Below are 26,412 nucleotides of genomic sequence, written 5' to 3' on the forward strand. Positions count from 1 at the left end.
TATTTCGCACAAACAAAGAGTGTCTTTAAATCGTTTTCTGACACTCTTTGTTTGTTATCATGAAATGTACAAGGAGTAGGTTCATTCACCGTATGTGAGAATTTCATTATCAGTAAAGCCAAAGTGTAAATAGAACTTTTGTCCTGAATCATTTTCAGGATGCACAGTTAAGCGAACGCGATGGCAAGATAGATGAACGATTTTTAAATGGTGAATTAATTCTTTTATTGCAGTAGCTCCAACGCCTTTTCTTTAATATCTTTGATCGATAAAAAAATGAAGCAGCCAAAAGTCCTGTTGACAATTTGGTTTGTAATGTAGGCTAAAGAACCCAACTATTTTCTCGTTATCATATATTCCGAGCGGTTCAATCATTACATCATCCGGTCTAATATATGCTTTAGCAAGTGTGATTGCAACTGGTGGTGTAACTTCAGAAACAAACCGTTGTTGTTCAATATTTACAGAAAGAGTAAGAGCTTCTCGCCAGTTTTTAGATGTTATTTTTTGTAGCGTTATTTGAGACATGAGTCGCAACCTCCAGTATAGGGGATATGCGAAGAGCTATTGAATAAATGTATTTTGTCCAGCAGCAATTTTCCACGTTTCCTTTTCTTTAACCATCACATAAATAGCAAGGCTGCCTTGCTCATCTTCTATTCTTGTTCCGTCAGAGGTTGTTGGATATTGTTTAATATGTGCAATCGCTACATCAGAACGTACAAAATGAATACTTTCGACGGTATAACAAGCGTATGAATTACGAAGTGGTCCTGGTAATAGAACTTTGTGCGTTTCATTGATTTGCTTCCAACCAGAAAGCCGCTTGCCGAAAACATTGACCCATGTGGCATTTAAAGTGAAGTGGCGATCTAGTTCATCCGCATCATGTGCATTAAATGCACTCTCGATTTCAGTAATCGTTTGCTGGATTGCATGTATTTCTTTTTGCTGATTTTCTTTTGAATCGTAGCCTTTAGACATCTTTATTCCTCCAATGTTCGTTTGATATCTTTAGATTACTAAATGAAAGATGCTGTAACATCCAGCAATAGTAGTATTTTTTGAGGTGAGACTTATACGAAGGTATGAAAGCAAGAAGTTTTTATATACATATATATTCGCTAACAAATAAGAGGAGTTAATTCAAGGATTCTAGAATATTATAATGTTATGTATAAAGAGGTGAAATATGTTATTTCAAAAAGGTAGTTTATCGATTAGGTATGCCATAGAAGATGATGTAAACGCCATATCAAAATGGTTAACAAATTCAGAAGTTTTACAGTATTACGAAGGCAGAGATCATCCGCAATCTCCAGAAAAAGTGCGCACTAGCTTTATTAATATTCCAAAAGGGAAAGAAAAGAGATGTGTGGTGGAATACGCTGAAGAAGCGATTGGTTACATACAAATTTACCCGATTGATTCAGAATGGAAAGAGCTATATGGATATAAAGAAGCCCAAAATATATGGGGCATGGATCAATTCATTGGAGAACCAACATATTGGAACAAGGGAATCGGTACAGAGCTCGTACAAGATGCAATCATATATATCACTGATGAATTAGGGGCAGAAGCAATTGCGATGGATCCAAGAGTAAGTAACGAACGTGCAATACGGTGTTATGAAAAATGTGGATTTCGCAAGGTGAAAATATTAAAAGAGCACGAGCTTCATGAAGGGGAATTAGAAGATTGCTGGATGATGGAGTATAAAAAATAAGGGGCAGGGAGCGATGGATGATGAAACAAGCATTGGTAGTAATAGATGTACAAGAAGGTATGTATACAGCAGGAGGACCAGTACACAAAGGTCAAAAGTTATTGGAAACGTTGCAAGAGTTGACTCGAAAATGCCGCTTACATAAAATTCCTGTTATATACGTACAGCATAATGGGCCAAAAGGGCACCCTTTAGAAAAAGGAAAACCGGAATGGAATATTCATTCGGCCATTGCACCGAAAGATGGTGACATCATTATCGAAAAAGAAACACCAGATTCTTTTTATAAAACAGATCTTCGTAACGTATTACAGGATAAGAAAATTGAACATGTTATTCTATCAGGAATGCAAACCGAATACTGCGTTGATACAACAACTCGTAGAGCTTTTAGTGAAGGATATAAGGTTACTTTAGTTTGTGATGCGCATAGTACGTTCGATTCTGAACAATTGTGTGCAGACGAGATTATAAAGCATCATAATGCAGTATTAGGGGCATTTGCCGATGTTATCAGTGTAAAAGAGTTACAGGTAGAAGGATAGGTTTAAAATGATATGTTAAGAAAAAGGATGTCATGATACAGGTGATGACATCCTTTAGTTTGTTGGGAAACAGGAGCTAGGGGACTTTCGTTTTTGTCGTTTTTTGTTAATTAGTCGATATCCTTTGTCGAATCGCTGATATATTTGAAAAATCGTCGATAAAATTTCATTCACCAATATATACGAACTAACCACCATGTTCCTTTTTTTATTTTTTCTTCTCTTTATCTAAGACATTTTGTTCTTCAGCAAACTCAGTTCCATACGCGAACCGACCATTCATATTCATTCTTTCAGTTTTATGCTTTTCATGCGTATGAGAAAAACGATGTACAAATACTTCAGCTAATGTAAACACAAGCGCAGATAAAATGCTCCCCCATGCGATTTGCATATAATTGTCCAATAAAATATTACCGAAAATCCATACGCTTAAATATGTTAATAAAAAATCAGCCATAATCGCCGCGGAATTGCCAATGCGGTCTAACAGGATATTATCAATAAATACATAAGAAACGATTGTTACAAATAGGCTAAAGGAAATAACATCAACAAGTGTTGCGTCGAAAAATAAATCAAGTCCGATAGCGAAAGCGATGATACATGATATAAATTTGATAAGAACAATAGTAAAATTGCTCAAATTTCACACCTCCTGTTTTTACATAGTTTTGGTATAAAACGAGAAGTTCATACATGTGTTATAGATGAACAGGGTTGTAACTAAAAATTTTTTCATGTTAAATCACTTGTCTAAATATTAAAAAAATAAACAAAAAATGTTATAGTAAAATGAGAGAAGGTGACAATTTTAGGTAAGGGGGGATCCGGATGTGGATTACTTCAGAAGTAGAAATTCCAGATGAACTATTTGATAATCTTGAGCAAGGAAGACTTGTATTATTTGTCGGAGCAGGAGTTTCTATGAAAGGGAAATCAAACTTACCGAATTTCGATGATTTAGTTGATGAAATTGCGGAAACTTTGTATGTTGAAAAACGTGTAAAGACAGAACCGCATGATTATTATCTTGGAAAAGTTGCGAAGACGAAAGATGTACATCAAGTTGCCCAAGATCTTGTGAATGTGAAAAATTCAAAACCGAATCCATTACACTATGCAATTCCACGACTTTTTTCAAATGATATAGATGTTCGTATTGTTACTACAAATTTTGATCAGCATTTTACAAGTGTAATCCGGGATATGAATCGAGATATCAATATATATTACGCCCCTGCGCTTCCGACAGGTAGAGCGTTTAAAGGTTTAGCATATATACATGGAAATGTAGAACAAGAAAAAGAAAATTTAATATTAACGGATGGCGATTTTGGAAGGGCCTACTTAACGGAGGGCTGGGCAAGAAGGTTTTTAGTGGATTTATTTTCAAATTATACAGTGTTATTCATTGGATATAGTCATAATGATCCTGTCATGAAGTATTTAGCGACAGGTTTACCACCTAGTACGAGACGCTATGCATTTGTTGCACAAGGAGATAATACATATCACTGGGAGCATTTGGGGGTAAGGCCTATTGTGTATCCAAATAAGGCAAATAACCACCAAGCACTTGTCCAAACGGTGAAGCGCTGGGCTGAATTGATGGGGGATAATTATATTACAAAAAGAATGCGAATTCGTGATATTGTGACAGTACCACCATCAGTCGAACAAGAGCAATTATCATATATAAAGCAATCAGTAAAAAAAATTGAAACCCTTCGATATTTTATCGAATTTGCGCGCGATTATGAGTGGGTAGAATGGTTAGAGGCAGAGGGGAAGCTTCAAAGTTTATTTGTAATGTCTACTACTCATAGTGAAGTGGATGAATTGTTGGCGGAATGGCTAGTAAAACAATTTCTTTTTAGCCATCAAAAAGAATTATTCCAGCTCATTTACAAAAATCATTCCAAAATTTCTCCGTTATTATGGAGAACGATTTGTACATATTTGAATGACACAAAAGAGAAAATTGAACCGTTATTATTTGCGAAATGGACATTATTGTTGTTAGAAACAGCCGAGAGGAATAGCACGTCTATCGAACTGGTTTCATATTTGTTACATAAGTGTTCTTTTCCTGAACATAAAGAGATTTTTGTCTTATTGCTTTCGTTCATTTTGGATGGGAAAATTAAATTAAAACGTGTCAGAAGATGGGAACACGATATGCAAGATTCAATTGAATTAGAGGAAACAAGCCGTTTACCTGTTCCGGTATTTTCATTTGTACAACAAGTTTGGGATGAAAAGATGAAACCACATATTGCTTATTTTGCTGATCAAATTATGGTTATGGGACTAGAAAAAATGCAAATGTTATTTTTGAGACAGGCTGCACTAGAGAAAAAGGATGGCGTGACATATCAGACAGTTGAGTTTTCTGAACATGATTTACAACCAAAAGATTTTACCTTTTTAATTCGTATTGTGGAGGAATCTCTCGCATATTTATGTGCAAATAATAAGAGGAAAGCAAATTATTATATCGCCCAAATGATTGAAACAGAGAGTATATTACAAAAACGAATTGCTATAGCTGCGATGAGTAAAAATTCATTTGCAACTAACGATGAAAAAATGAGATGGTTACTAGAACAAAAATTACTTTTACACGGTACATATAGGAAAGAAGTATTTGAATTTTTAAAGAAGTATTATCCAACTGCTTCAGAACAAAGTAAACAAGACGTACTACAAAAGGTGATGAAACACCTTTTTAATGAAAGGGATTTTGAGGCTTGTCTTATTATAGATTTACTTTACACGTGTGATTCAAATAGTAATTGTACAGCGCAGGCATATAAAAAAATGAAACAAAAAAACCCGCATTTTTCTTCAGAACGTTACGGTAAAAAGCGAGTAGGTGATGCTACGCAAAGTATTACATGTAACGTAACTGCTGACGGGTTATTGCAATTGAAAGATGATGAAATGTTGAAACAAGTTCAGCTCTTTTCTCATGATGGTATTTTTGAACAACGCCATTTTTTAGAAATTTTATCAAAAGCATGTAAATTGAATACAGAGTGGAGTATTTCGCTTGCCTACCACTTAGTAGGGGAAAATCAAATAAGTAATGAAGTATGGTTTGTCTGTATTAGAGCATGGAGGAATAATCGTAAGCTTACAAATCAACAGATACAAAAAATCATTCCACTTTTGCAACAATTTGTAAGAAATACATCTTTTCATTGGTTGATTAGCAGTTTTCTTTATGAAATCAGTAATCGATTAGAAGAATTTCAAGAAGATAGTATACGTGCTGTGAAACGCTTTGCTTTTTCTTTATTTCCTCAAGTAATGAAAAGTGATCCGCATTCCAAAATAGAAGAGCACGACTTTTATAATGAATCTATACAACATCCTATTGGAAAGATGGTGTCAGTATTATTAAAGCTATTAGCATATGATCACTTATACGATCGTAATATCCACGAATATTTGTTTTTATTTGAAGAACAAATGCGAACATTTTCACAGAGTACAAATTTTATGTTTGCACGATTAACAGCCGATATAACATTTTTGTATCATATTGAGAAACAATGGTGTAGAAAACATGTGCTATCTTATTTTGATTTAAAAAAACAAGATAATACAGTAATCAAGTATGCATGGGCAGGACTTTGTTATACACAAATAAATTTACCGTTATTTACAGAGATAAAGCGATATATTCAATATGCAGTCGAACATTTATATGTACTACATCCGCATACAAAGAAAGTATTTTTAAAGTGGATCAGCTTTGTTTTTATTAAATGTGTATTATATTGGGAGCAACGAACAGATTGGCTATATCCACTTTTTATACAAGCAGCAGAAAATGATAAAATTAAGTTTATGGAACATTTATGTTATTATGTAAAAACATTAAGTGCGAGAGAACAACAGAAATTTTGGGAATCTTGGTTAGCAGGATTTTTAATTGAACGCCCAAAAATGAGTGCTATAACTGGTAGGGAATATGTTATGTATTTGCGTTTTGTATTATGTATGGATGAAGTGGCGGAAAGAGGCGTACAAACAGTTCTTACTCATTTCTCGCCGCCATTAGAAGGGTATAATCAAGCGGAAATGAAGCAACTATTTTTGGTTATTTTGGAAAAGAAAAAGAGTATTCAATATCATGTAGAAACGTATGGTGAGTTGTTTTTTTCACTCTTAGAACACCTTCGTGATGTAAATTCCTTTGAAAACGAAATTATCGAGATTAAGCAATTGTTACTAGCGTACAAAGTGAATGAGGATTTACTAATATCTATTCAAAACGAGATGATTCGTATTGGGATTGTGATGACAAATTTACAAGATTGACCCTAGGTAAAGCGTGGAATTTTAAAAAACAAATAAAAAGTTATTGACAGTCGTTAAAGAAGCATTCTATAATACAAATCATACTTATTCAATTTCATAAGCATTTGAATAAACAAAATGCAATGAAGGGATCACAGTAGTGCTTATCTTACTGTAACAGAGAGCTGATGGTTGGTGTGAATCAGTACAGAGATAACCGTGAATTACAGTCCTGGAGCATCTTTTCCTTCATAAAGATAATCATATCTTTATGAAGGAAAAGCGGTCGAATGATCGTTAACAGTGAAGAGAGGTAGACGAAATAAGTCTACAACTAGGGTGGTACCGCGATAACTATCGTCCCTACTGATTGGATCAGTAGGGGCTTTTTGTATTTTGGTGGCCTGGCTTGAAAATGGAATATTATGCGGTGAAAGGAAAAGAAGTAGCAGTTGTTTCCCTGTAACAGAGAGCTGGTGGTTGGTGTGAACCAGTACAAAAACAAATGCGAATTACAGTCCTGGAGCATCTTTTTCGTAGTAAAGGTAATCATATCTTTATGAAGGGAAAGACGGTCAAATGATCGTTAACAGTGAAGAGAGGTAGACGAAACGAGTCTACAACTAGGGTGGTACCGCGATAACTATCGTCCCTACTGAGTAGATCAGTAGGGATTTTTTGTACACAGAAAAGGCGGTATCGATCTCATAATAAACTTTTGAAGGGAATCGATTCAGAAAATAGAGAATTTTTGTTCTCTTTCTATACATGTAAACATTAAAAGGAGGATTTTAAAATGGCAAATCATGAGTTAGAACAATTACGTAAACAGGTGGATAAAATTAATTTACAATTACTAGAGCTATTAAATGAACGAGGTAAAATCGTTCAAAAGATTGGCGAACAAAAACAAGTACAAGGTACGAAACGTTTTGATCCAGTACGTGAGCGCGAGGTACTTGATATGATCGCAGAACATAACGAAGGGCCATTTGAAACTTCAACAGTTCAACACATTTTCAAAACAATTTTCAAAGCAAGTTTGGAATTACAAGAAGATGACAATCGTAAAGCATTGCTTGTTTCACGTAAAAAGAAAAAAGAAAATACAATTGTTGATGTAAAAGGTGAATTATTAGGAAATGGAACACAAACGTTCATCATGGGACCTTGTGCGGTAGAAAGCTTAGAGCAAGTTCGCCAAGTAGGGAAAGCGATGAAAGAACAAGGATTGAAATTAATGCGCGGTGGTGCTTTCAAACCGAGAACGTCACCATACGATTTCCAAGGACTTGGGGTTGAAGGTTTACAAATTTTACGCCAAGTAGCTGATGAGTTCGATTTAGCGATTATTAGTGAAATTCTAAATCCAAATGATGTAGAAATGGCTCTTGATTACGTTGATGTGATTCAAGTTGGAGCACGTAATATGCAAAACTTCGATTTACTTAGAGCAGTAGGGAAAGTAAATAAACCAGTATTATTAAAACGTGGTTTAGCGGCAACAATTGATGAATTTATCAATGCAGCTGAATACATTATTGCACAAGGAAATGACCAAATTATATTATGTGAGCGCGGCATTCGCACATACGAAAGAGCAACGCGTAATACGTTAGATATTTCAGCAGTACCGATTTTAAAGAAAGAAACACATTTACCTGTTGTTGTGGACGTAACGCATTCTACAGGACGCAGAGATTTATTATTACCAACAGCGAAAGCAGCGCTAGCAATTGGAGCAGATGCAGTTATGGCAGAAGTTCATCCAGACCCAGCAGTTGCATTATCTGATTCAGCACAGCAAATGGATATTCCAGAGTTCCATAAGTTCATGGAAGAATTAAAAGGATTTAAAAACAAATTATCTTAATTGCATATTGAATATGCGCAGAAAGGGAAGCAGTAGTGCTTATCTCCCTGTTTATAGAGAGCTGATGGCCGGTGAGAATCAGTACAAAGATAAGCATGAATTACAGCCCTAGAGCATCTTTTTCGTAGTAAAGATAATAATCTTTATGAAGGGAAAGACGGTCGTATAGATCGTTAAAAATGATAAGAGGTAGACATGGTCTACAATTAGGGTGGTACCGCGATAATACTCGTCCCTACTGAGCGCTCAGTAGGGACTTTTTTGTACAAAAAAATAATAAAGGGGTAAGAGAAATGAGATATATTACAGCTGGAGAATCACATGGTCCGCAGTTAACGGTTATTTTAGAAGGTGTACCTGCAGGATTATCGTTACAAGCGGAACATATTAATAAGGAATTGTTAAGAAGACAAAAAGGGCATGGTCGCGGGAGACGCATGCAAATTGAAACAGATACAGTAGAGATTGTAAGCGGTGTACGCCACGGGATGACACTCGGTTCACCAATTACATTAATCGTAAAAAATGATGATTTTAAACATTGGACAAAAGTAATGGGAGCAGAACCGATTTCGGAGCAAGAAAGTAAAGAAATGAAACGCACAATTACAAAACCACGTCCAGGACATGCCGATTTAAACGGTGCAATTAAATACGGTCACCGTGATATACGAAATGTTTTAGAACGTTCTTCTGCAAGGGAGACAACGGTAAGAGTAGCTGCAGGCGCAGTTGCAAAACAAATTTTAAAAGAATTAGGTGTACAAATTGCAGGGCATGTTCTTGAAATTGGCGGAGTCAAAGCAAGTCGCATCAGTCAATTACCAATAGAAGAAATGCAAACAGTTACAGAAAACTCACCTGTTCGTTGTTTAGATAAAGAAGTAGAGAAAAAGATGATGGATGCGATAGATGATGCAAAAACAAGCGGAGATTCAATTGGTGGGATTGTAGAGGTCATTGCAGAAGGAATGCCAATTGGCGTTGGAAGTTACGTACATTACGACCGGAAATTAGATGCCAAGCTTGCAGGGGCAATTATGAGTATTAATGCTTTTAAAGGTGCTGAAATTGGTATTGGATTTGAGGCGGCAAGGCAGCCAGGAAGTTCAGTACATGATGAAATTATTTGGGATGAAGAAAAAGGGTATGCAAGAAAAACAAATAACGCAGGTGGATTAGAAGGCGGTATGACAACGGGAATGCCAATTGTCGTACGAGGAGTTATGAAGCCGATTCCTACATTATATAAACCACTTGCAAGTGTAGATATTGATACGAAAGAAGCATTCAAAGCAAGTATTGAAAGGTCTGATAGTTGCGCGGTTCCAGCTGCAAGTGTTGTCGCGGAAGCTGTTGTGGCATGGGAACTTGCAGATGCACTAGTTCACCAATTCGGACAAGATCGTATGGAATTAATCGAACAAAATATTATGCAGCATAACAAATATGCAAAAGAATTTTAAAAAGGATGGATTACAGATGAAGGTAAAAGAGCAACTATCATCATTACAGCCATATAAACCAGGGCGATCACCACAGCAAATGAAAGAAGTATATGGGGATCATTCATTTGTAAAATTAGCATCAAATGAAAATCCATTCGGTTGTTCACCTCGTGTTATGGAAGAATTACAAAAAGCGTGGCATGAACATGCCTTATATCCAGATGGAGGAGCTGTAGAACTCCGCCAAACAATTGCAGAGAAACTACAAGTTAAAAAGGATCAAATTATATGTGGAAGTGGACTTGATGAAGTCATTCAAATGATAAGCCGTACAGTGCTTTGCGCGGGCGATAATATTGTAACAGCGGGAGAAACTTTTCCGCAATATCGTCATCATGCAGTGATTGAAGGGTGCGAAGTAAAGGAAGTTCCATTAAAAGATGGAGCATATGACTTAGAGGAAATGTCTACAGTGATAGATGAAAGAACAAAGATTATTTGGATTTGTAATCCAAATAACCCGACAGGCACATATATGAATGAACAAAAACTAAATACATTTCTAAAAAAAGTGCATGACAATACGTTAATCATAATTGATGAAGCGTACTATGAATATGTTACGGCGAAGGACTTTCCAGATAGCATACATCTATTGAAAGAACATAAAAACGTTCTTATACTAAGAACGTTTTCTAAAGCGTACGGATTAGCATCATTCCGCATTGGTTATGCAATTGGGAATGAAGAAATCATAGAAAAGTTAAATGTCGTTCGTCTTCCTTTTAATGTTTCTTCACTTGCACAAAAAGCAGCAACAATTGCTTGTAAGGATGAAGCATTTATTACAGATGTCGTTCGTATAAACCGAGAAGGATTAGAGCAATATGAAAGTTTTTGTAACGAGCAGGAGATTCCATTTTATCCTTCTCAAACAAACTTTATCTTTTTACCAGTAGAAAATGCTGGGGAAATTTATGAACAATGCGCGCGCGCAGGGTTTATTATTCGTCCGTTTCCAAACGGCGTCCGGATTACAATTGGTACAAGGGAGCAGAATGAGGGAGTGATTTCAGTGTTAAAACAGCACTTTATAAATAGAAAAAACATGTCTCAGGATGAGGCAAATGTGTAACAAGGTTGTATTGATTGGTACAGGATTAATCGGCGGTTCTCTAGCACTAGCCATTAAACGAGAACATAAAACAGCAATCATTACTGGTTATGATATTCATAGGGAACAAGTGGAGCGTGCGAAAGAGCTTCACGTAATTGATGAAATTGCAGAAGATTTACAAACGGCTTGTGAGGAGGCAAAATTAATTATTTTTGCCTCTCCAGTTGAAGAAACAACGAAGTTATTCCGTCAGTTAGCATTATATGACCTACAAGAAGATGTAATTGTTACAGATGTAGGAAGTACAAAAGGGAAAATTATGAATGAAGCGGAAGCTTTATTACCAGAAGGAATTTCTTTTATTGGTGGGCATCCGATGGCAGGATCTCATAAAACGGGAGTTGAAAGTGCAAAAGCACATTTGTTTGAAAATGCATTTTACATTTTAACACCAATGGGTCATGTATTAAACAATCAAGTGGAGCAACTAAAAGAATGGCTACGGGGAACGGGATCACATTTTCTCGTATTGAATACAGAAGAACATGATTATGTAACAGGAATCGTTAGTCATTTTCCGCATCTTATTGCGGCAGGCTTAGTAAAACAAGTCGAGAAGCATGCAGGAGATAATCCACTCATTCATCAACTAGCTGCAGGTGGCTTTAAAGATATAACACGTATTGCATCAAGTAGTCCGAAAATGTGGAGTGATATTGTAAAGCAAAATCGTGAGCATTTAATGGTATTATTAAAAGAGTGGATCTTTGAAATGGAAGAGTTATATAAAACGGTTTCCACAGGAGATGCAGGTGAAATACAAAACTACTTTGCAGATGCGAAAGAATATCGTGATTCTTTACCAGTGAGAAAAAGAGGAGCTATTCCTGCCTATCACGACTTATACGTCGATGTTTTAGATAAAGTAGGGGCATTAGCTCATATTACGAGTATTCTGGCGCGCGAAGAAATTAGTATTACGAACTTGCAAATATTAGAAGCGCGCGAAGGGTTGCTTGGGGTATTACGTATTAGCTTCCAAAGGGAAGAAGATCGTATGAAAGCAAAGCTAGCGCTTGGAAAAGAAGAATACCAAACATACGAAACAATTTAAATGGGAAGGTGAAAACGTGAAAGAAAGCATAATACAACCTGTTAATAACGGATTGAATGGGACCATTACAATCCCTGGCGATAAATCCATTTCACACCGCGCTGTTATGTTCGGCGCAATTGCAGAGGGAAAAACGACAATTAAAGGCTTTCTACCTGGTGCAGACTGTTTAAGTACTATTTCTTGTTTTAAAGAAATGGGAGTAGACATTACGCAAAATGGTGATGAAGTTACTGTAATCGGAAAAGGAATTGACGGTTTACAAGAACCAAAAGCTGTATTAGATGTTGGTAATTCTGGAACTACAATACGATTAATGTCGGGAATATTAGCAAACACGCCATTCTTTTCTTGCGTACAAGGTGATGCTTCTATCGCAAAAAGACCGATGAAACGTGTGACCGATCCATTAAAGCAAATGGGCGCAAACATTGATGGCCGAGAAGACGGGACGTACACACCGCTAACAATAAGAGGTGGAGCGTTAAAAGCAATTCAATACACTTCCCCAGTTGCAAGCGCGCAAGTGAAGTCAGCTATTTTACTTGCAGGTCTTCGTGCAGAAGGTGTAACAGCTGTTACAGAACCGCACATTTCACGCGATCATACGGAGAGAATGCTTGAGGCGTTTGGTGTTACAGTAACTCGTGAAGGGAAAACTGTAAAACTAGCAGGTGGTCAGAAATTAACTGGAACAGACGTTCAAGTTCCTGGTGACGTATCATCAGCGGCATTTTTCTTAGTAGCAGGAGCGATTATTCCAAATAGTAAAATACAACTACAAAATGTAGGGATGAATCCGACTCGTACAGGTATTATAGATGTTTTAGAGAGAATGGGTGCTACGTTCACTGTAGAACCAATTCACGAAGGAGCGCCAGAACCAGCTGCAAACATTACGATTGAAACATCTTCACTAAAAGGAATCGAAATTGGTGGAGATATGATTCCAAGGCTTATCGATGAAATTCCAATTATAGCACTTGCAGCAACACAAGCAGAAGGAATTACAGTTATTAAGGATGCACATGAACTGAAGGTGAAGGAAACGAATCGAATTGATACGGTTGTAGCTGAATTAACAAAATTAGGAGCACGTATTGAAGCGACAAACGATGGCATGATTATTTATGGTAAGTCTTCGTTAAAAGGGAATAGGGTAAATAGTCATGGAGATCACCGAATCGGTATGATGCTTGGGGTCGCAGGCTCTATAGCAGAGGGGAAAACAGTACTTATAGATGCAGAAGCTGTTGGCGTTTCGTACCCGACATTCTTTACAGAACTAAACAAATTACAAACTGAATAGAAGAAATCATAAATTGAAACGTCTATAACAAGAGGGGAAACATTTGTTATAGACGTTTTTGCTTACGTTACCAGAGGGGGAAGCTTAGCTCCTTCAAAGCGTGTAATACTGCTAAGTAAATGAATTGTACCAGCTATACTAGAGGAAAAAAATACTTCAACAATATCCTCACCTTTTAATTGAGCAATAGTAGCAACTGAGATGATATTTTTAATGTCCAGGTTTGCGCCAAAGAAATCATTATTAGCAGCTACTTCCTTCCCGTTCACTTGAATGTTAATTCGTCCTCTGTGCATATCATTGAAATTAATAGGTGAAAAAAGAACACCTGCAATTAAAGAATATATACCTGGCGTTTGCGGGATGAACATAGAGGCAGCTGAATTAAATTCATTTGCTAAATCAAAATGGATATTAGGGTATAAAACTTTCACTGTAGTATTAGCAGGGATTTGTTGCAGTGTAGATATGTTGCTTGCTTTGAATGCTGACTGCTTTACGGATTCAGAAGCAGAAGTAGGGGGAGGAGTAGGAGTAGAATTAGAGTTGTCGTCCATGTTAAGGCTTCGATTTCTGCTTTGAGACAGGGAACTTTGGTTGGCATTCAATCTATTTAATCTATCATAATAAGAGCCCATAAGTATTTACTCTTCCTTTCTTTTTATTAGTAAATGATAGAGGAGGAATTGGATAAATTACGCATCAGCCATACAAACAATGCTTAAAGAAGTTGTTTGTACGGCTATAGGAAGGTACTTTTTACTTTGCATATTTTATCCAGCTATTAAAAGTACACTGATCACAGTTTCACTTTATATGGTATACAGGGGACGGGATGAAAGTGATTAATAAGTACAGTTTTTTGTTTTATGACAAATAATCGATCTGTAGGTGAATGGAGAAAAATGTAATGAATTGTTTTTTGATATCAATATATACAGTAATTATATAAAAAGTGGTTTATATTCCATCAACCTTTCGGATTTTGAGGTAGGATTTGCTATGCAGGAGTTCGAATGTATTAAGGGAATAGGAGGAGAAAAGTTATGAAAGTAGTTGAATTATTAGAGGATCGATATAGGGAAGCAATTACTTTATCTGAATACGCCTTTCGGTACAAGGTGCCAGAAGATCAAGTTGAAGAACGTCTTACATTAATGAAAAAACATCATCAGCTGTTTGGAATTTTAGAAGAAAATCAGCTTGCAGCAAAACTACACCTTCTTCCACTAGAAATACATATTGGTGATGAGATTTTTAAGATGGGTGGAATTGCAGGCGTGGCCACATACCCAGAATATAGACGAAGTGGGCATGTAAAGGAATTACTAAAGCACGTGTTGCAAAATATGAAACAAGAGGGGTTTAGTGTATCAATGCTACATCCGTTTGCAGTTTCATTCTATAGAAAGTACGGATGGGAACTATTTGCAAACCGTTTCATATGTTCAATGACGAAGAGTGATTTAATGATGCGAAAACATGTAAAAGGAAAGATAAGACGGTTTAACAAAGCGTGTCATCCTCGTGAAATTGAGTCAATATATGAAACATTTGCGCAACGCTTTGCTGGGATGTTGGTTCGTAGTCGTGATTGGTGGTTGCAAGCAATTTATGATGATTTGACAGTAGCGGTCTATTACAATGAAGAAAATGAAGCTACTGGTTATATGTTGTACAAAATAAATGAGTCAAAGATGACAGTAGCAGAATTTGTACCGTTAAATAATGAAGCTAGAAATGGACTTTGGAATTTCATTTGTCAACATGACTCCATGATCAAAGAACTTAAGATGATACTAAGTGAAAGGGAACCGTTACTTTATACGTTACAAGAACCTCGAGTTAAGGCTGAAATTACCCCTTATTTTATGGTTCGAATTGTAGATGTGGAGCAGTTTTTAAATCAATATTCATTTGTTTGGAGCAATCAACAAAATGAAGTCGTCTTGCATATTTCAGATTCATTTGCACCATGGAATAATACGACGGTTACATTGCAGGAAAAAGAAGTAATAATCAGTAACAAAGAAAAAACAGAAAACCGAAACAACAAGGGGATTCATGTAAACATAACTGATTTATCAGCAATGTTATTTGGATATAAGCGCCCGTTAGAACTTTACGAAATTGGTTATATTTCAGGAACAAAGGAAGAAGTACAAGAGCTAGAACGTTTGATACCATTATATAAACCGTTTATATATGATTTCTTTTAAGGTTTTTAATGCGGGTGTTTAGAATAGAATGTTCGGTTGCTGAAATAGAAAGATGATTAGATATACCTTTACATGACTAAATATGTTATAGTAAATGAAGTATGTATATAAAAGTATCAAAATTGGAGGAACCACATGATTACAGTTAGTAACGTAGGATTACGCTTTGCGGATAGAAAATTATTTGAAGATGTTAACATAAAGTTTACACCAGGTAACTGTTACGGTTTAATTGGAGCGAACGGCGCTGGTAAATCAACATTTCTAAAGATTTTATCTGGAGAGATTGAGCCATCAACAGGTGATGTACATATTACACCAGGCGAGCGTTTAGCAGTATTAAAACAGAACCACTTCGAATATGAGGAGTTCCCTGTATTAGAAACAGTAATTATGGGACATACGCGTCTTTACAAAGTCATGCAAGAGAAAAATGCGATTTACATGAAAGAAGATTTCAGTGATGAAGATGGTATGCGTGCTGCAGAACTTGAAGGTGAGTTTGCTGAGCTGAACGGTTGGGAAGCTGAATCTGAAGCTGCAATTCTTTTAAAAGGATTAGGCATTGGAGAAGACATTCATGATAAAAAAATGTCTGAGTTAACAGGGGCAGAAAAAGTAAAAGTATTACTTGCTCAAGCGCTATTCGGTCAACCTGATATTCTATTATTAGATGAGCCTACCAACCACTTGGATTTAAAAGCGATTCAATGGTTAGAGAACTTCTTAATGAACTTTGAAAATACAGTTATCGTTGTATCCCATGACCGTCACTTCTTAAATAAAGTATGTACGCATATGGCAGATCTTGATTTCGGTAAAATTCAATTATATGTTGGTAACTATGATTTCTGGTATGAATCAAGCCAATTAGCATTAAAATTAACACAAGATGCAAATAAGAAAAAAGAAGAGAAAGTAAAAGAGTTACAAAACTTCATTGCACGCTTTAGTTCAAATGCATCTAAAGCGAAGCAAGCGACTTCTCGTAAAAAATTATTAGATAAAATTACATTAGATGATATTAAACCATCATCACGCCGTTATCCATTCGTTGGTTTCACACCGGAACGTGAAGTAGGTAATGACCTATTAACTGTAGAAGGTCTTTCAAAGACAATTGATGGCGAAAAAGTATTAGATAATGTGTACTTTACTTTAAATAAAGGTGATAAAGTTGCATTTATCGGACGTAACGATATTGCGATGACAACATTATTTAAGATTCTTATGGGCGAAATGGAGCCAGATAGTGGTTCATTTAAATGGGGCGTTACAACATCTCAAGCACATTTCCCAAGAGATAACTCTGAGTTCTTTGAGAACAGTGACTACAACTTAGTGGATTGGTTACGTCAATTTTCACCACAAGATGAATCAGAAAGTTTCTTACGCGGTTTCTTAGGTCGCATGCTCTTCTCTGGCGAAGAAGTGAAGAAAAATGTTTCTGTATTATCAGGTGGAGAAAAAGTCCGTTGTATGCTTTCTAAAATGATGTTAAGCGGAGCAAACGTATTAACACTTGACGATCCAACGAACCATTTAGACCTTGAGTCTATTACAGCATTGAACAACGGTTTAATTGCCTTTAAAGGGACGTTACTGTTCACATCTCATGACCATCAGTTCGTACAAACAATCGCAAACCGTATTATCGAAGTAACGCCAAATGGTGTAGTCGATAAAGAAGCAACATATGATGAGTTCTTAGAAAATGAAGAACTACAAAAGCAAATAGAAGCAATGTATAACAAAAAATAATCTATAGTATAAAGTCCGCACTCTTATTATGAGAGTGCGGGTTTTTCTTTTTTAGGAGCGTAGTGAAATATCATGTTATTTTTTGGTTCATCATCGTAACATAGGGTTGATTTTTGAAAATGGTTCTTTTTAATAAACGGAACGGAAAGCGTCCACTTGGAGTAGACATGCTCTCTATATGGCACCCTCGACTTATAGTGACGAACCTATTTTTTATAAATACGAATAATTATAGAAAATAACAGGAGAGCAATGATTTGAAAGAATTAGTCTATGAATAATTTAGCAGCAAAAAATCTAATTGGTAATTTTGGAAATAACAATATTTGCGGAGTAGTGTTATAAAGGTTTATAGTAATTGTGTCGTGTTACACAGGTTGTCTTTAGATTGTAACGGGGAAAAATGTTACAAATGTATTTCATTAAATATATATCTAGGTCAACATATTTCATAAGAAATGGTTGAATAAATAAAAACTTCAACTTATAATTACTAATATTCTTCACATAGTTAAAAAATTTAGAAGACTATTTGGAGAAGACACATAAAAAAGAGAGATAGACTTATAGAAAAATAAGCCTTGGATGATTAAAAGAGGTGGAGAGATGAAACAATTATTGTTACAGAGCAAACGTGTGTTAAGTAACCATTTTGGATTTTTCATTTTTGCTGTTGTTTTATTCTGGTTAAAAACATATGCAGCATATGTGACAGAATTTAACTTAGGGATATCAAATACAATTCAAAAATTCTTGCTATTTTTTAACCCGTTAAGCTCAGCTGTCCTATTTTTAGGACTTGCATTATTTGCAAAAGGGAAACGATCCTATATTTGGTTAATTATTATTAACTTGTTACTATCAATTCTTTTATATTCAAACGTCGTATATTATCGCTTTTTCAGCGATTTTATTACGTTCCCGACATTAACACAAACAAATAACTTTGGAGATTTAGGTGGAAGTATTTTAGCGTTATTACACCTGTATGACCCGTTATATTTCTTAGATACGATTATCTTGCTTGTGTTAGTTGCGACAAAATTTGTAAATCCAAAACCGATTCGTGTTGCAAAGTATAAAGTGTCACTTGTATTTATTACAGGGATTTTGATTTTTAGCATTAACTTAGGTTTAGCAGAATCTGATCGCCCTGAATTACTAACAAGAACATTCGACAGAAACTATATTGTGAAATATTTAGGTGCATACAACTATACCATTTATGATGGGATCCAAAGTATGAAAGCATCGACAGAACGTGCTTTAGCAGATGGAGATAGTATGACAGATGTAAGAAATTATATTGCATCGAACTACGCAAATCCTAACCCAGAGTATTTTGGTAAGGGAAAAGGCATGAATGTTATCTACATTCATTTAGAATCGTTCCAAAATTTCTTGATTGATTACAAGTTGAATGGGCAAGAGGTAACACCATTTTTAAACTCATTTACGAAAGATGCGAATACACTGTATTTCGATAATTTCTTCCATCAAACAGGACAAGGTAAAACGTCTGATGCGGAGTTCATGTTAGAGAACTCATTATTCGGATTACCACAAGGGTCTGTATTTACAAATAAAGCTCATAACACGTATCAAGCTGCACCAGCTATTTTAGGGCAACAAGGATATACATCTGCAGTATTCCACGGTAACTATAAAACATTCTGGAATCGTGATGATGTGTATAAATCATTTGGTTTTAATAAATTCTTTGATGCAACATATTATGATATGAATGATAATGACGTTGTAAACTATGGTTTGAAAGATAAACCGTTCTTTAATGAGTCTATTCCATTGTTAGAAACATTGAAGCAACCGTTCTATTCGAAATTCATTACGTTATCAAATCACTTCCCTTATCCAATCGATAAGGAAGAAGCGACAATTGAACCAGCAAACACAGGTGATTCATCTGTAGATACGTATTTTCAAACAGCACGTTATTTAGATGAAGCTGTAAAAAGCTTTATGGATTACTTGAAACAGTCTGGTTTATATGATAATTCCATTATTGTTATGTACGGAGATCATTACGGTATTTCAGATAACCATAATGCTGCAATGTCACAAATAATGGGTAAAGAAATCAATTCATTTGAAAATGCTCAATTACAACGTGTACCATTAATTATCCGTGTACCAGGTGCGAAAGGGGGAGTTCAACATCAATATGGTGGAGAAATTGATGTACTTCCAACGCTGTTACATTTACTAGGTACGGATACAAAGAATTATATCCAATTTGGTACGGATTTATTATCACCTGAGCATAAGCAAGTTGTTCCTTTCCGTAATGGTAACTATGTAAGTCCAAACGTTACGGCACTGAACGGAAAATACTATGATACAAATACAGGAAAACCAGTAGAATTGACGGATGAGATTAAACAAAATGAACAAATGGTAGAGCAGAAACTTAAATTTTCTGATCAAGTCGTAAATGGAGATTTATTACGATTCTACACACCAGAAGGATTTACGCCAGTAGATCGTTCGAAATATAATTATAATCATCGTGATAAAAATAAGAAGAAAGTACAAACTACGCAGCAAGAAGGTTAAAAATAAGTCTCCTTATAAGGGTGTATATCCTTATAAGGAGACTTTTTTGTTTGGGAGACATACGGTAATTTCACATACCGTATTAATAGAGGATAATGAATGCGTGAAAAGGATACAATACGGAAGCAATAAAAAGAAAAAAAGACTTGATTTTCCGATAAAAGAAATCAAGTCTTTTCTATTACATACGCTTATCGTGCCAGAAATTTAATGGGAAATGTTCATCTTCTTTATAACTTTCTAGTTCATACCCTTTTTCTTTCAGACCTTTAACGATAGCAGGTACAGCTTTTACTGATTGTGGGTGAATATCATGCATAAGTACAACTTCAGTTGGGTTTGTTGCACCAGCAAGAACGTTTTGTACAATTTTTGCTGCAGCAGCATCGGCTGGCATTTTATTATATTGCCAGTCTAATGAATCGATTGTCCAGTCCCAAACTTTTAAACCATTCTCTACAACTTTGTTGCGAAGAGCTTCATTTAATCCTGGCATAGATCCGTAAGACGGACGAGTAAGTATTGGTGATTTTCCGATAACTCCAGCGATTAAGCCTTGGTCTTCTTTCATTTCATCTACATAATGTCCTTCTGTGTAAAGCTTCTTGTAGTTATGTGTCATACTGTGCATACCAACATAATGCCCTTCAGCGTGTTCGCGTTTTACAAGATCAGGGAATGCTTTAACATTTGCTCCGATTAGGAAAAAGGTAGCTTTCGCATCTTCTTTTTTAAGCATATCTAACAGCTCAGCTGTGTATTTTCCAGGACCATCGTCAAATGTTAAGTAAGCAACCTTTCTAACTTGCCCATTATATTGCTTTGGAGCTTCTTTTGGAGCTAGAGCCGTTTGAATTTCACTTACAAGTTGAACGGACTTTGTTTCATCATCCGTACTTGCACGAGCAATATGAGTTGATCCAGACATTGCCTCGTATAAAAATAGTACCCCGACGCAAATCAACGATGCTCTCTTTACTAAAGTTGTCATTCGAATTCCATTGTGCATAATTTTCCTTCTCTCTATAATAGTTCTACTCTACTATATTAGCAATTTTAGGTAGGTAAATGCAAAAAAAGATTTCCATAAATGCAAAAAAACATGCAAGATTTTCTATTTTTCTTGCGAGATCCATTCTCATTTAGTAGGTTTTTTAAAGTTTAAAGAAGAAATGGATAGAACAATGCATAGATAAAAAAGGAGTGATAAAAGTGAAAAAATTAGCTTGTTCACACGCTCATCATTCAAATGTTGAGTATATAGAGAGGGCATTTGCATCATTGGAGATAGAGTTGATCCATTTTTCCTTTAGATGTTTGTAAGTTTTTGCACCAGGACCTCTTGCTAGCATACAATGAATTACAGCAATTATGAGCTATTGCTTTAGTACTTATACACATTCTTATGTCTTTTTCAAACTTTGCAACAGAACGTAATATATCGCTTGGTAGGTGTTTGAAGTCATGAAAAAAATTGGCGTATGTGCTGCGATTACAGGTTCCATGACAACAAAAGAAACAATGCCCGGTCTTCCGGTTACTGTAGACGAGATTGTCCAATGTGCGTATGAGTGCTCTATTGCAGGGGCTGCAATTGTTCATGTTCATGTTCGTGACAAAAATGAAAGACCTTCTTTAGATGCTTCCTTATACAAGGAGGTGCTTATTGGAATTCGTGAAAAATGTGATATTTTAGTATGTATTTCTACCTCAAATCATCTTATCGATATATCAGATAAAGAGCGGATTAAATTAATGGAATTAAAACCAGACTTAGCATCTCTAGAAGTGACTTCTCTTAAACGACCTGGTGGCGGTATTAGAAACTCGAAAAAATTTGTTAAAGATATCCTTCTTGCTATGAAGCAATATGGTGTTAGTCCAGAATTTGAGATATTTAATCCGAAAATGTTAAAAGAGCTATGGCACCTGATGGAGCAAGGTTTCATTGAAGAAAATGCTTTTATTCAATTTGTCATTGGTTCAAGTGGTGGGATGAAGCCTGATTATAAAAATATGCAGTGGATTCTCGATTCTGTTCCAAAAAGTTGTACTTGGTCTGCCGCTGGTATTGCAGCAATGCAGTTACCGGTAAATTTTATTTCCATTTTAAATGGCTGTGACGTGATTCGAACAGGTATGGAAGACAATCGTTATTTTTTAAAAGGGATTCCTGTGAAAAACAATTTGGAATTTGTAAATAGGGCAGCAGCAATGATTCAAATGCTAGGTTGTAGTGTAGCTGATTCCTCTGAAACAGCAAAAATATTGGGAGTAAAGGGACAGAAATATGATTAAAATTGCCCAGCCACATATTGGTCAAGAGGAAATGGATGCCGTTAGTACAGTACTGAAAAGCGGGCTATTAGCAAGCGGAGAAAATGTGTTGGAGTTTCAAAAAGAGTTTTCAAAGTATTTAAACTGTGAATATTGTATTGCGACTTCTTCTGGGACGACAGCTTTAGAAATAGCCCTTAGAGCTCTTGGAATTAAAGAGGGGGACAAAATCATTACGACAGCGTTCTCGTTTATAGCGACATCTAACGTGATTGTGCATATTGGTGGCATCCCACTTTTTGCAGATATTGATGAAGCTACAATGAATATTTCTGCTGAAAGCATTGAGCATATTCTTCAAGAACAAGCAGGGGTTAAAGCGATTGTCATTGTTCATTTGTTTGGACAAAGTTGTAATATGGACAAAATGAAAGAAATTACAAACAGATACCAATTACTGCTCATAGAAGACTGTGCACAGGCACATGGAGCAGAATGGAAAGGACGTAAATTAGGAACTTTTGGGGATGCTGGTGCGTTCAGTTTTTACCCAACAAAGAATATGACAACTGCTGAAGGCGGTCTGGTAGTTTTCAAGGATGAACATGCAGCCAAAATTGCCAGTCAACTTATTCAGCATGGTATGAAAGAAAGAAATTCATTCGAACTCATCGGATATAATTATCGCATGAATGAGATTTCAGCGGCGATTGGTTTATGCCAACTGAAAAAGCTAGAACATATTAACTCAGTTAGAAGAGAAAATGCAGCTTTTTTTGATAAAAACATTGATCATTGTAACATAATCAAACCGCAGGAAGTTATTGGAGCAAAGCATGTATATAATCAGTATACATTACGTATTTTGAATGGGAGAAGGGATGCATTTATTGCATATATGGAAAAAGAGGGGATTGGAACTTCTATTTATTATCCCTATACGATTCCTGAGCAAGTCTGTTACAGAGCTATTCATTTTCTTCCGAAAAAATATGATAAAAAGCTTGAAGTTGCAAACAAAATAAAACATCAAGTAGTCTCAATACCTGTTCACCCTAGATTAATGCAAAATCAAATAGAATGTATTGTTACTACAATTAACAAGTTCTAAGTGTGTGTATTAGAAAATATTTTTAAGAAATTTGGTGAAATGCATTGCGACTTGGACTAATTGGGTTTGGAAAATGGGGACCGAATATCGCAAAAGAAATAGCATTGAATAAAAACATGCGGCTTTCAGCAATTTGTGATACCAATAAACGTCGACTACAAGTTGCTACAGATATCTATGCCAAAAATAATGATATTTTTCTAACGACAAACTACCGCTTGCTGTTATGCAATCATATTGATGCAATCGTAGTAGCTGTGGGAGTAGAGAACAGTTTTGAAATTGCAAAAGATATATTGCTTGCTAACAAACACTTATTTATTGAAAAACCATTTGCAATGACATGTGAACACGCAGTGGAACTTCAAAAGATTGCAAATGAGAGGGGTCTTACGATTCATGTTGACCATATCATGGTTTTTCATGCTGCGATACAAAAAATTAAATCTAGCATGGTTACATCTAGTAAGGTAATAAAATTTGAAACAATAAGAAATACGATCGGACAGTACAGTGTGTCGGGTGAAATGCTTAGGGATTTGGCAGTTCATGATTTAGCTGTACTAGATTACTTGTTAGACGGTCAAGAGATGGATGTTCTAAATATAGATTATTATTCTAATGAAATGATTTTAATTTTAAGTTGCGACTCAGTTTTAGGACGTATCAAGGTGGGGCAAAATGCGGCAGCCAAGGAACGTCATACAAAAATCAGTTTTGCCGATAAAGTAATTTATTTTGATGAATTGGAGAATAAAAAAGTATTCACCATCTATGAGAAAGATAGAAACGGTTATTTGTGCAATCCAATTATTCAAACTTATGATGGACCTAGTGCATTGACAGCCAGTTTAACTCATTTTATGGACTGTGTGCATCGTCGTAAAAAGTCAATTTCAGGCGCGGAACAAGCGATTCGCTGTTTAAAAGTAATGGAGAAGGCTGAAAGGATGATGAAAACAGAGATGCTAAAAAAGGGGATTCATGAAAGTGCGTATATAGGTAAAAACGTCATCATAGGAGAAAGAGTAACAATTGGAGAATATTCAATTATTAGTGATGGTGTACAAATAGGTGATGGAGTAACTATAGGCAGTCATACAAAGGTTCATGCAGCTACTTTCATTGGAAATGACACATTCATAGGAAGTTTTTGTTCTATTGGTGCCCTGCCCAATCTTAAAGATTTTGACATATCAATTGAATCCGGGCTTATTATTGGTTCAAACAATATGATTAATGATCATACAGTCATAGCTAGGTCCAAAGATCTGGGTGGCAATACGATTATTGGTGATTGCAATCATATCGGTCACGGTGCTTACATTGGCCATGATGCGATAATTGGAAAATCAACAACATTATCGGCCCACGTGCGGATTTCTGGGTACACCCGAGTCGATGATTTTGCTCATATTGGAATGTCGGCTTTTACACATCAGTTTACGAACGTAGGTAAATATGTAATGGTTGGAGCATTGGCGAAAGTGGTTCGGGACATTCCGCCTTATTTTCTAGTGGACGGCAACCCTGCGCTCATAAAAAAAATAAACAAGGTCGGTTTAGGAAGACAGGGATTCACTGTTGAACAGATTTATCAGCTTGAACGTATTCTAAAAGCATTTGCAAGTAGTTCCTATCCTGCTTTGAATACACAGGATCGAGCGAAGCTGATGAAGCAATTTCAATCATGTGAAATGTTCTCAAAGGTGATACAGTTTATTGATGATTCAAAAAGAGGGTGCATAAGAGTTGATGGATAGCGGGGGTACTGAAGCAATTTTGAATCGTTTAAAAAATAAGGATTGCGTGATTTCATTTTGTCATGATGATTACCGTAAAGCTACCGGAGGCGCCCAAAAATATGCATTAGAGCAACAAAAAATGATGAATGATCGCAGTATTTCTTTTGTGTCATTATTCATTGTTAGTAATCAAGATGTGAGTAAAGTCAGACCTATCCATTTGCTTGTTGAAATTGTGATTGATGGTGAAACAGCGGGCTTTCTGGCAGCTTGGGAAGTGGGATATTATTTCGGAAAACTTGTTGCTGAGAAAAAAATCAATCTCTTACGCATTTTTCTCAACAGCCTATGCAATATGAATATAGCGATGATTGATGGAATTATCTGTAGAATAAAACAAACAAAAGATATAGAAACGCTTCATATTATGCATGATTATTACTCTATTTGTCGTAATGTTTTTTTATTTTATAATGACGAAGAATTTTGCGGTCCGGCACCTGTCGCTTCACCGCGGTGTGCAGCCTGTCGTTATGGAGAAGGCCGTAAAGAGCATTATGATAGCATCAATGAGCTATTTATGAAACATAAAATAATCATTGTCGCCCCTTCGGAAAATGGGAAACGTATTTTTTTACGGGCATTTCAGCATCTAGAGAAACGTATTCGCGTTGTTTCTCATCAGAATATACTTCCAATGAAGAGTGCTTCTGCTGACTATTCAAATGTAGATCGTAAAATTAGAGTCGCGTATATTAGCTATTCCTCCAAATATAAAGGCTGGAATGCTTGGGTAAAGTTAAACGGTAGTACAAATAAATCCGATTATGAATTTTATCATTTTTCATTCTTAGATCAATCCTTACCTGGGACGATTTTCGTTGACACTAGTTTTCACAATGGTTCTAAGAAGGATACGACATCAAGGCTCGTAGAACATGAAATTGACGTTGTACTTCTATGGTCAAATTGGTTCGGTAACTATAATTACACTTATTACGAAAGTTTGGCAGCAAACTGTTTTGTGATCACATACAAAGACAGCGGCAATATTGCAGAACAGACAAAGTGCTTTAAAAATGGACTTGTCTTGGATTCTGAGCAAGAACTGATCGAATTGTTTAACGATACAAAGAAATTGAAAGAATGCATTGCTGCGTACAAAAATTCTAGTGAGGCCTACCGAGTAGTTGTTAATAATGAACTGGCAGATGAACTTATGGATCAGAGACTTTTTACAAACCTTCCTTAGATCATTTTATAAGGGGATTCTATCTGC

At 35.8% G+C, this 26,412-nt stretch carries 20 protein-coding genes, 1 pseudogene and 3 other annotated features; of the genes and pseudogenes, 15 read left to right on the forward strand and 6 right to left on the reverse strand.

Annotated features, from left to right (window positions below; genetic code table 11):
* Window positions 1–81: 81 nt before the first annotated feature.
* From ACX5JI_RS19610 to ACX5JI_RS19620, 3 genes and pseudogenes are all read right to left on the reverse strand, one after another.
* Window positions 82–240: pseudogene (locus ACX5JI_RS19610) on the reverse strand (N-acetyltransferase); the annotation flags it as partial.
* Between the two features lie 12 nt (window positions 241–252).
* Entirely contained in the window at window positions 253–528 is a 276-nt protein-coding gene (locus ACX5JI_RS19615) for a hypothetical protein (RefSeq protein WP_459502715.1), read from the reverse strand.
* 36 nt (window positions 529–564) lie between these two features.
* The gene (locus ACX5JI_RS19620; RefSeq protein WP_459502716.1) at window positions 565–984 is read right to left on the reverse strand and encodes an SgcJ/EcaC family oxidoreductase; all 420 of its coding nucleotides are present in this window, start codon (window positions 982–984) and stop codon (window positions 565–567) included.
* Window positions 985–1,192: 208 nt separating this feature from the next.
* Between ACX5JI_RS19620 and ACX5JI_RS19625 the strand changes: the two genes are divergently transcribed.
* Entirely contained in the window at window positions 1,193–1,729 is a 537-nt protein-coding gene (locus tag ACX5JI_RS19625; protein ID WP_459502717.1) for a GNAT family N-acetyltransferase, read from the forward strand.
* Between the two features lie 20 nt (window positions 1,730–1,749).
* Window positions 1,750–2,274 carry a cysteine hydrolase family protein gene (locus tag ACX5JI_RS19630; protein WP_459502718.1) on the forward strand — a complete coding sequence of 175 codons (525 nt, stop codon included), beginning with the start codon at window positions 1,750–1,752 and terminating at the stop codon, window positions 2,272–2,274.
* Between the two features lie 208 nt (window positions 2,275–2,482).
* Here the strand turns inward: ACX5JI_RS19630 and ACX5JI_RS19635 are convergent, their stop codons facing one another.
* The gene (locus tag ACX5JI_RS19635; protein WP_459502719.1) at window positions 2,483–2,920 is read right to left on the reverse strand and encodes a YndM family protein; all 438 of its coding nucleotides are present in this window, start codon (window positions 2,918–2,920) and stop codon (window positions 2,483–2,485) included.
* A 188-nt stretch (window positions 2,921–3,108) separates the two neighbouring features.
* Here ACX5JI_RS19635 and ACX5JI_RS19640 point away from each other — a divergent pair, with 188 nt between their 5' ends.
* The 6 genes from ACX5JI_RS19640 (at window position 3,109) to aroA (ending at window position 13,446) form a co-directional block, all read left to right on the forward strand.
* Window positions 3,109–6,606, forward strand: a complete 3,498-nt coding sequence (locus ACX5JI_RS19640) for a DUF4020 domain-containing protein (protein WP_459502720.1) — start codon at window positions 3,109–3,111, stop codon at window positions 6,604–6,606.
* 113 nt (window positions 6,607–6,719) lie between these two features.
* Window positions 6,720–6,953, forward strand: a binding site (T-box leader).
* A gap of 53 nt (window positions 6,954–7,006) precedes the next feature.
* Window positions 7,007–7,242, forward strand: a binding site (T-box leader).
* A gap of 139 nt (window positions 7,243–7,381) precedes the next feature.
* A complete protein-coding gene (locus ACX5JI_RS19645; RefSeq protein WP_459502721.1) occupies window positions 7,382–8,458 on the forward strand; it encodes a bifunctional 3-deoxy-7-phosphoheptulonate synthase/chorismate mutase in 1,077 nt (358 codons plus the stop codon).
* Between the two features lie 9 nt (window positions 8,459–8,467).
* Window positions 8,468–8,698: a binding site (T-box leader), on the forward strand.
* Between the two features lie 53 nt (window positions 8,699–8,751).
* Complete coding sequence (aroC, locus tag ACX5JI_RS19650; protein WP_459502722.1) at window positions 8,752–9,924, forward strand: chorismate synthase; 1,173 nt, start codon at window positions 8,752–8,754, stop codon at window positions 9,922–9,924.
* Between the two features lie 16 nt (window positions 9,925–9,940).
* Window positions 9,941–11,041: a histidinol-phosphate transaminase gene (gene hisC, locus ACX5JI_RS19655; protein ID WP_459502723.1), complete on the forward strand. Its 1,101-nt coding sequence runs from the start codon at window positions 9,941–9,943 to the stop codon at window positions 11,039–11,041.
* Window positions 11,034–12,137 (forward strand): prephenate dehydrogenase, encoded by a 1,104-nt coding sequence (gene tyrA / locus ACX5JI_RS19660; RefSeq protein WP_459502724.1) that lies wholly within the window; start codon window positions 11,034–11,036, stop codon window positions 12,135–12,137. Before hisC ends, tyrA begins: the two co-directional genes overlap by 8 nt.
* A gap of 16 nt (window positions 12,138–12,153) precedes the next feature.
* Entirely contained in the window at window positions 12,154–13,446 is a 1,293-nt protein-coding gene (gene aroA, locus ACX5JI_RS19665) for a 3-phosphoshikimate 1-carboxyvinyltransferase (RefSeq protein ID WP_459502725.1), read from the forward strand.
* A gap of 62 nt (window positions 13,447–13,508) precedes the next feature.
* On the opposite strand, the gene ACX5JI_RS19670 is transcribed toward aroA, so the two are convergent.
* Complete coding sequence (locus ACX5JI_RS19670; RefSeq protein ID WP_459502726.1) at window positions 13,509–14,084, reverse strand: hypothetical protein; 576 nt, start codon at window positions 14,082–14,084, stop codon at window positions 13,509–13,511.
* 408 nt (window positions 14,085–14,492) lie between these two features.
* Between ACX5JI_RS19670 and ACX5JI_RS19675 the strand changes: the two genes are divergently transcribed.
* From ACX5JI_RS19675 to ltaS, 3 genes are all read left to right on the forward strand, one after another.
* On the forward strand, window positions 14,493–15,665 hold the full coding sequence (locus ACX5JI_RS19675) for a GNAT family N-acetyltransferase (RefSeq protein ID WP_459502727.1): 1,173 nt from the start codon (window positions 14,493–14,495) through the stop codon (window positions 15,663–15,665).
* Between the two features lie 135 nt (window positions 15,666–15,800).
* Window positions 15,801–17,426, forward strand: a complete 1,626-nt coding sequence (locus ACX5JI_RS19680) for an ABC-F family ATP-binding cassette domain-containing protein (protein WP_459502728.1) — start codon at window positions 15,801–15,803, stop codon at window positions 17,424–17,426.
* Window positions 17,427–18,032: 606 nt separating this feature from the next.
* Window positions 18,033–20,000 carry a lipoteichoic acid synthase gene (gene ltaS / locus ACX5JI_RS19685; RefSeq protein ID WP_459502729.1) on the forward strand — a complete coding sequence of 656 codons (1,968 nt, stop codon included), beginning with the start codon at window positions 18,033–18,035 and terminating at the stop codon, window positions 19,998–20,000.
* Window positions 20,001–20,181: 181 nt separating this feature from the next.
* Here ltaS and ACX5JI_RS19690 read toward each other — a convergent pair whose 3' ends face one another.
* Window positions 20,182–21,009, reverse strand: a complete 828-nt coding sequence (locus tag ACX5JI_RS19690) for a peptidoglycan-N-acetylglucosamine deacetylase (protein ID WP_459502730.1) — start codon at window positions 21,007–21,009, stop codon at window positions 20,182–20,184.
* Between the two features lie 455 nt (window positions 21,010–21,464).
* On the opposite strand from ACX5JI_RS19690, the gene ACX5JI_RS19695 reads away from it, so the two are divergent.
* From ACX5JI_RS19695 to ACX5JI_RS19710, 4 genes are read left to right on the forward strand one after another with little or no spacing between them, the layout of a single operon-like run.
* Window positions 21,465–22,298, forward strand: coding sequence for a beta-keto acid cleavage family enzyme (locus ACX5JI_RS19695; protein ID WP_459502731.1), 834 nt, complete (start codon window positions 21,465–21,467; stop codon window positions 22,296–22,298).
* Complete coding sequence (locus tag ACX5JI_RS19700) at window positions 22,291–23,388, forward strand: DegT/DnrJ/EryC1/StrS family aminotransferase (RefSeq protein ID WP_459502732.1); 1,098 nt, start codon at window positions 22,291–22,293, stop codon at window positions 23,386–23,388. Before ACX5JI_RS19695 ends, ACX5JI_RS19700 begins: the two co-directional genes overlap by 8 nt.
* Window positions 23,389–23,432: 44 nt before the next feature.
* On the forward strand, window positions 23,433–25,151 hold the full coding sequence (locus tag ACX5JI_RS19705; protein ID WP_459502733.1) for a Gfo/Idh/MocA family oxidoreductase: 1,719 nt from the start codon (window positions 23,433–23,435) through the stop codon (window positions 25,149–25,151).
* A complete protein-coding gene (locus tag ACX5JI_RS19710; protein WP_459502734.1) occupies window positions 25,141–26,385 on the forward strand; it encodes a hypothetical protein in 1,245 nt (414 codons plus the stop codon). The genes ACX5JI_RS19705 and ACX5JI_RS19710 overlap by 11 nt, the downstream gene beginning before the upstream one ends.
* Window positions 26,386–26,412: the final 27 nt, after the last annotated feature.

The organism is Bacillus sp. C1 (assembly GCF_054570475.1).

Bases quoted from the DNA above. Each gene is read 5' to 3' on its own strand.
- ACX5JI_RS19615 (WP_459502715.1), bottom strand. From the start codon at position 528: ATGTCTCAAATAACGCTACAAAAAATAACATCTAAAAACTGGCGAGAA.
- ACX5JI_RS19620 (WP_459502716.1), bottom strand. From the start codon at position 984: ATGTCTAAAGGCTACGATTCAAAAGAAAATCAGCAAAAAGAAATACAT.
- ACX5JI_RS19625 (WP_459502717.1), top strand. From the start codon at position 1,193: ATGTTATTTCAAAAAGGTAGTTTATCGATTAGGTATGCCATAGAAGAT.
- ACX5JI_RS19630 (WP_459502718.1), top strand. From the start codon at position 1,750: ATGAAACAAGCATTGGTAGTAATAGATGTACAAGAAGGTATGTATACA.
- ACX5JI_RS19640 (WP_459502720.1), top strand. From the start codon at position 3,109: ATGTGGATTACTTCAGAAGTAGAAATTCCAGATGAACTATTTGATAAT.
- ACX5JI_RS19645 (WP_459502721.1), top strand. From the start codon at position 7,382: ATGGCAAATCATGAGTTAGAACAATTACGTAAACAGGTGGATAAAATT.
- aroC (WP_459502722.1), top strand. From the start codon at position 8,752: ATGAGATATATTACAGCTGGAGAATCACATGGTCCGCAGTTAACGGTT.
- hisC (WP_459502723.1), top strand. From the start codon at position 9,941: ATGAAGGTAAAAGAGCAACTATCATCATTACAGCCATATAAACCAGGG.
- tyrA (WP_459502724.1), top strand. From the start codon at position 11,034: ATGTGTAACAAGGTTGTATTGATTGGTACAGGATTAATCGGCGGTTCT.
- ACX5JI_RS19670 (WP_459502726.1), bottom strand. From the start codon at position 14,084: ATGGGCTCTTATTATGATAGATTAAATAGATTGAATGCCAACCAAAGT.
- ACX5JI_RS19675 (WP_459502727.1), top strand. From the start codon at position 14,493: ATGAAAGTAGTTGAATTATTAGAGGATCGATATAGGGAAGCAATTACT.
- ACX5JI_RS19680 (WP_459502728.1), top strand. From the start codon at position 15,801: ATGATTACAGTTAGTAACGTAGGATTACGCTTTGCGGATAGAAAATTA.
- ltaS (WP_459502729.1), top strand. From the start codon at position 18,033: ATGAAACAATTATTGTTACAGAGCAAACGTGTGTTAAGTAACCATTTT.
- ACX5JI_RS19690 (WP_459502730.1), bottom strand. From the start codon at position 21,009: ATGCACAATGGAATTCGAATGACAACTTTAGTAAAGAGAGCATCGTTG.
- ACX5JI_RS19695 (WP_459502731.1), top strand. From the start codon at position 21,465: ATGAAAAAAATTGGCGTATGTGCTGCGATTACAGGTTCCATGACAACA.
- ACX5JI_RS19700 (WP_459502732.1), top strand. From the start codon at position 22,291: ATGATTAAAATTGCCCAGCCACATATTGGTCAAGAGGAAATGGATGCC.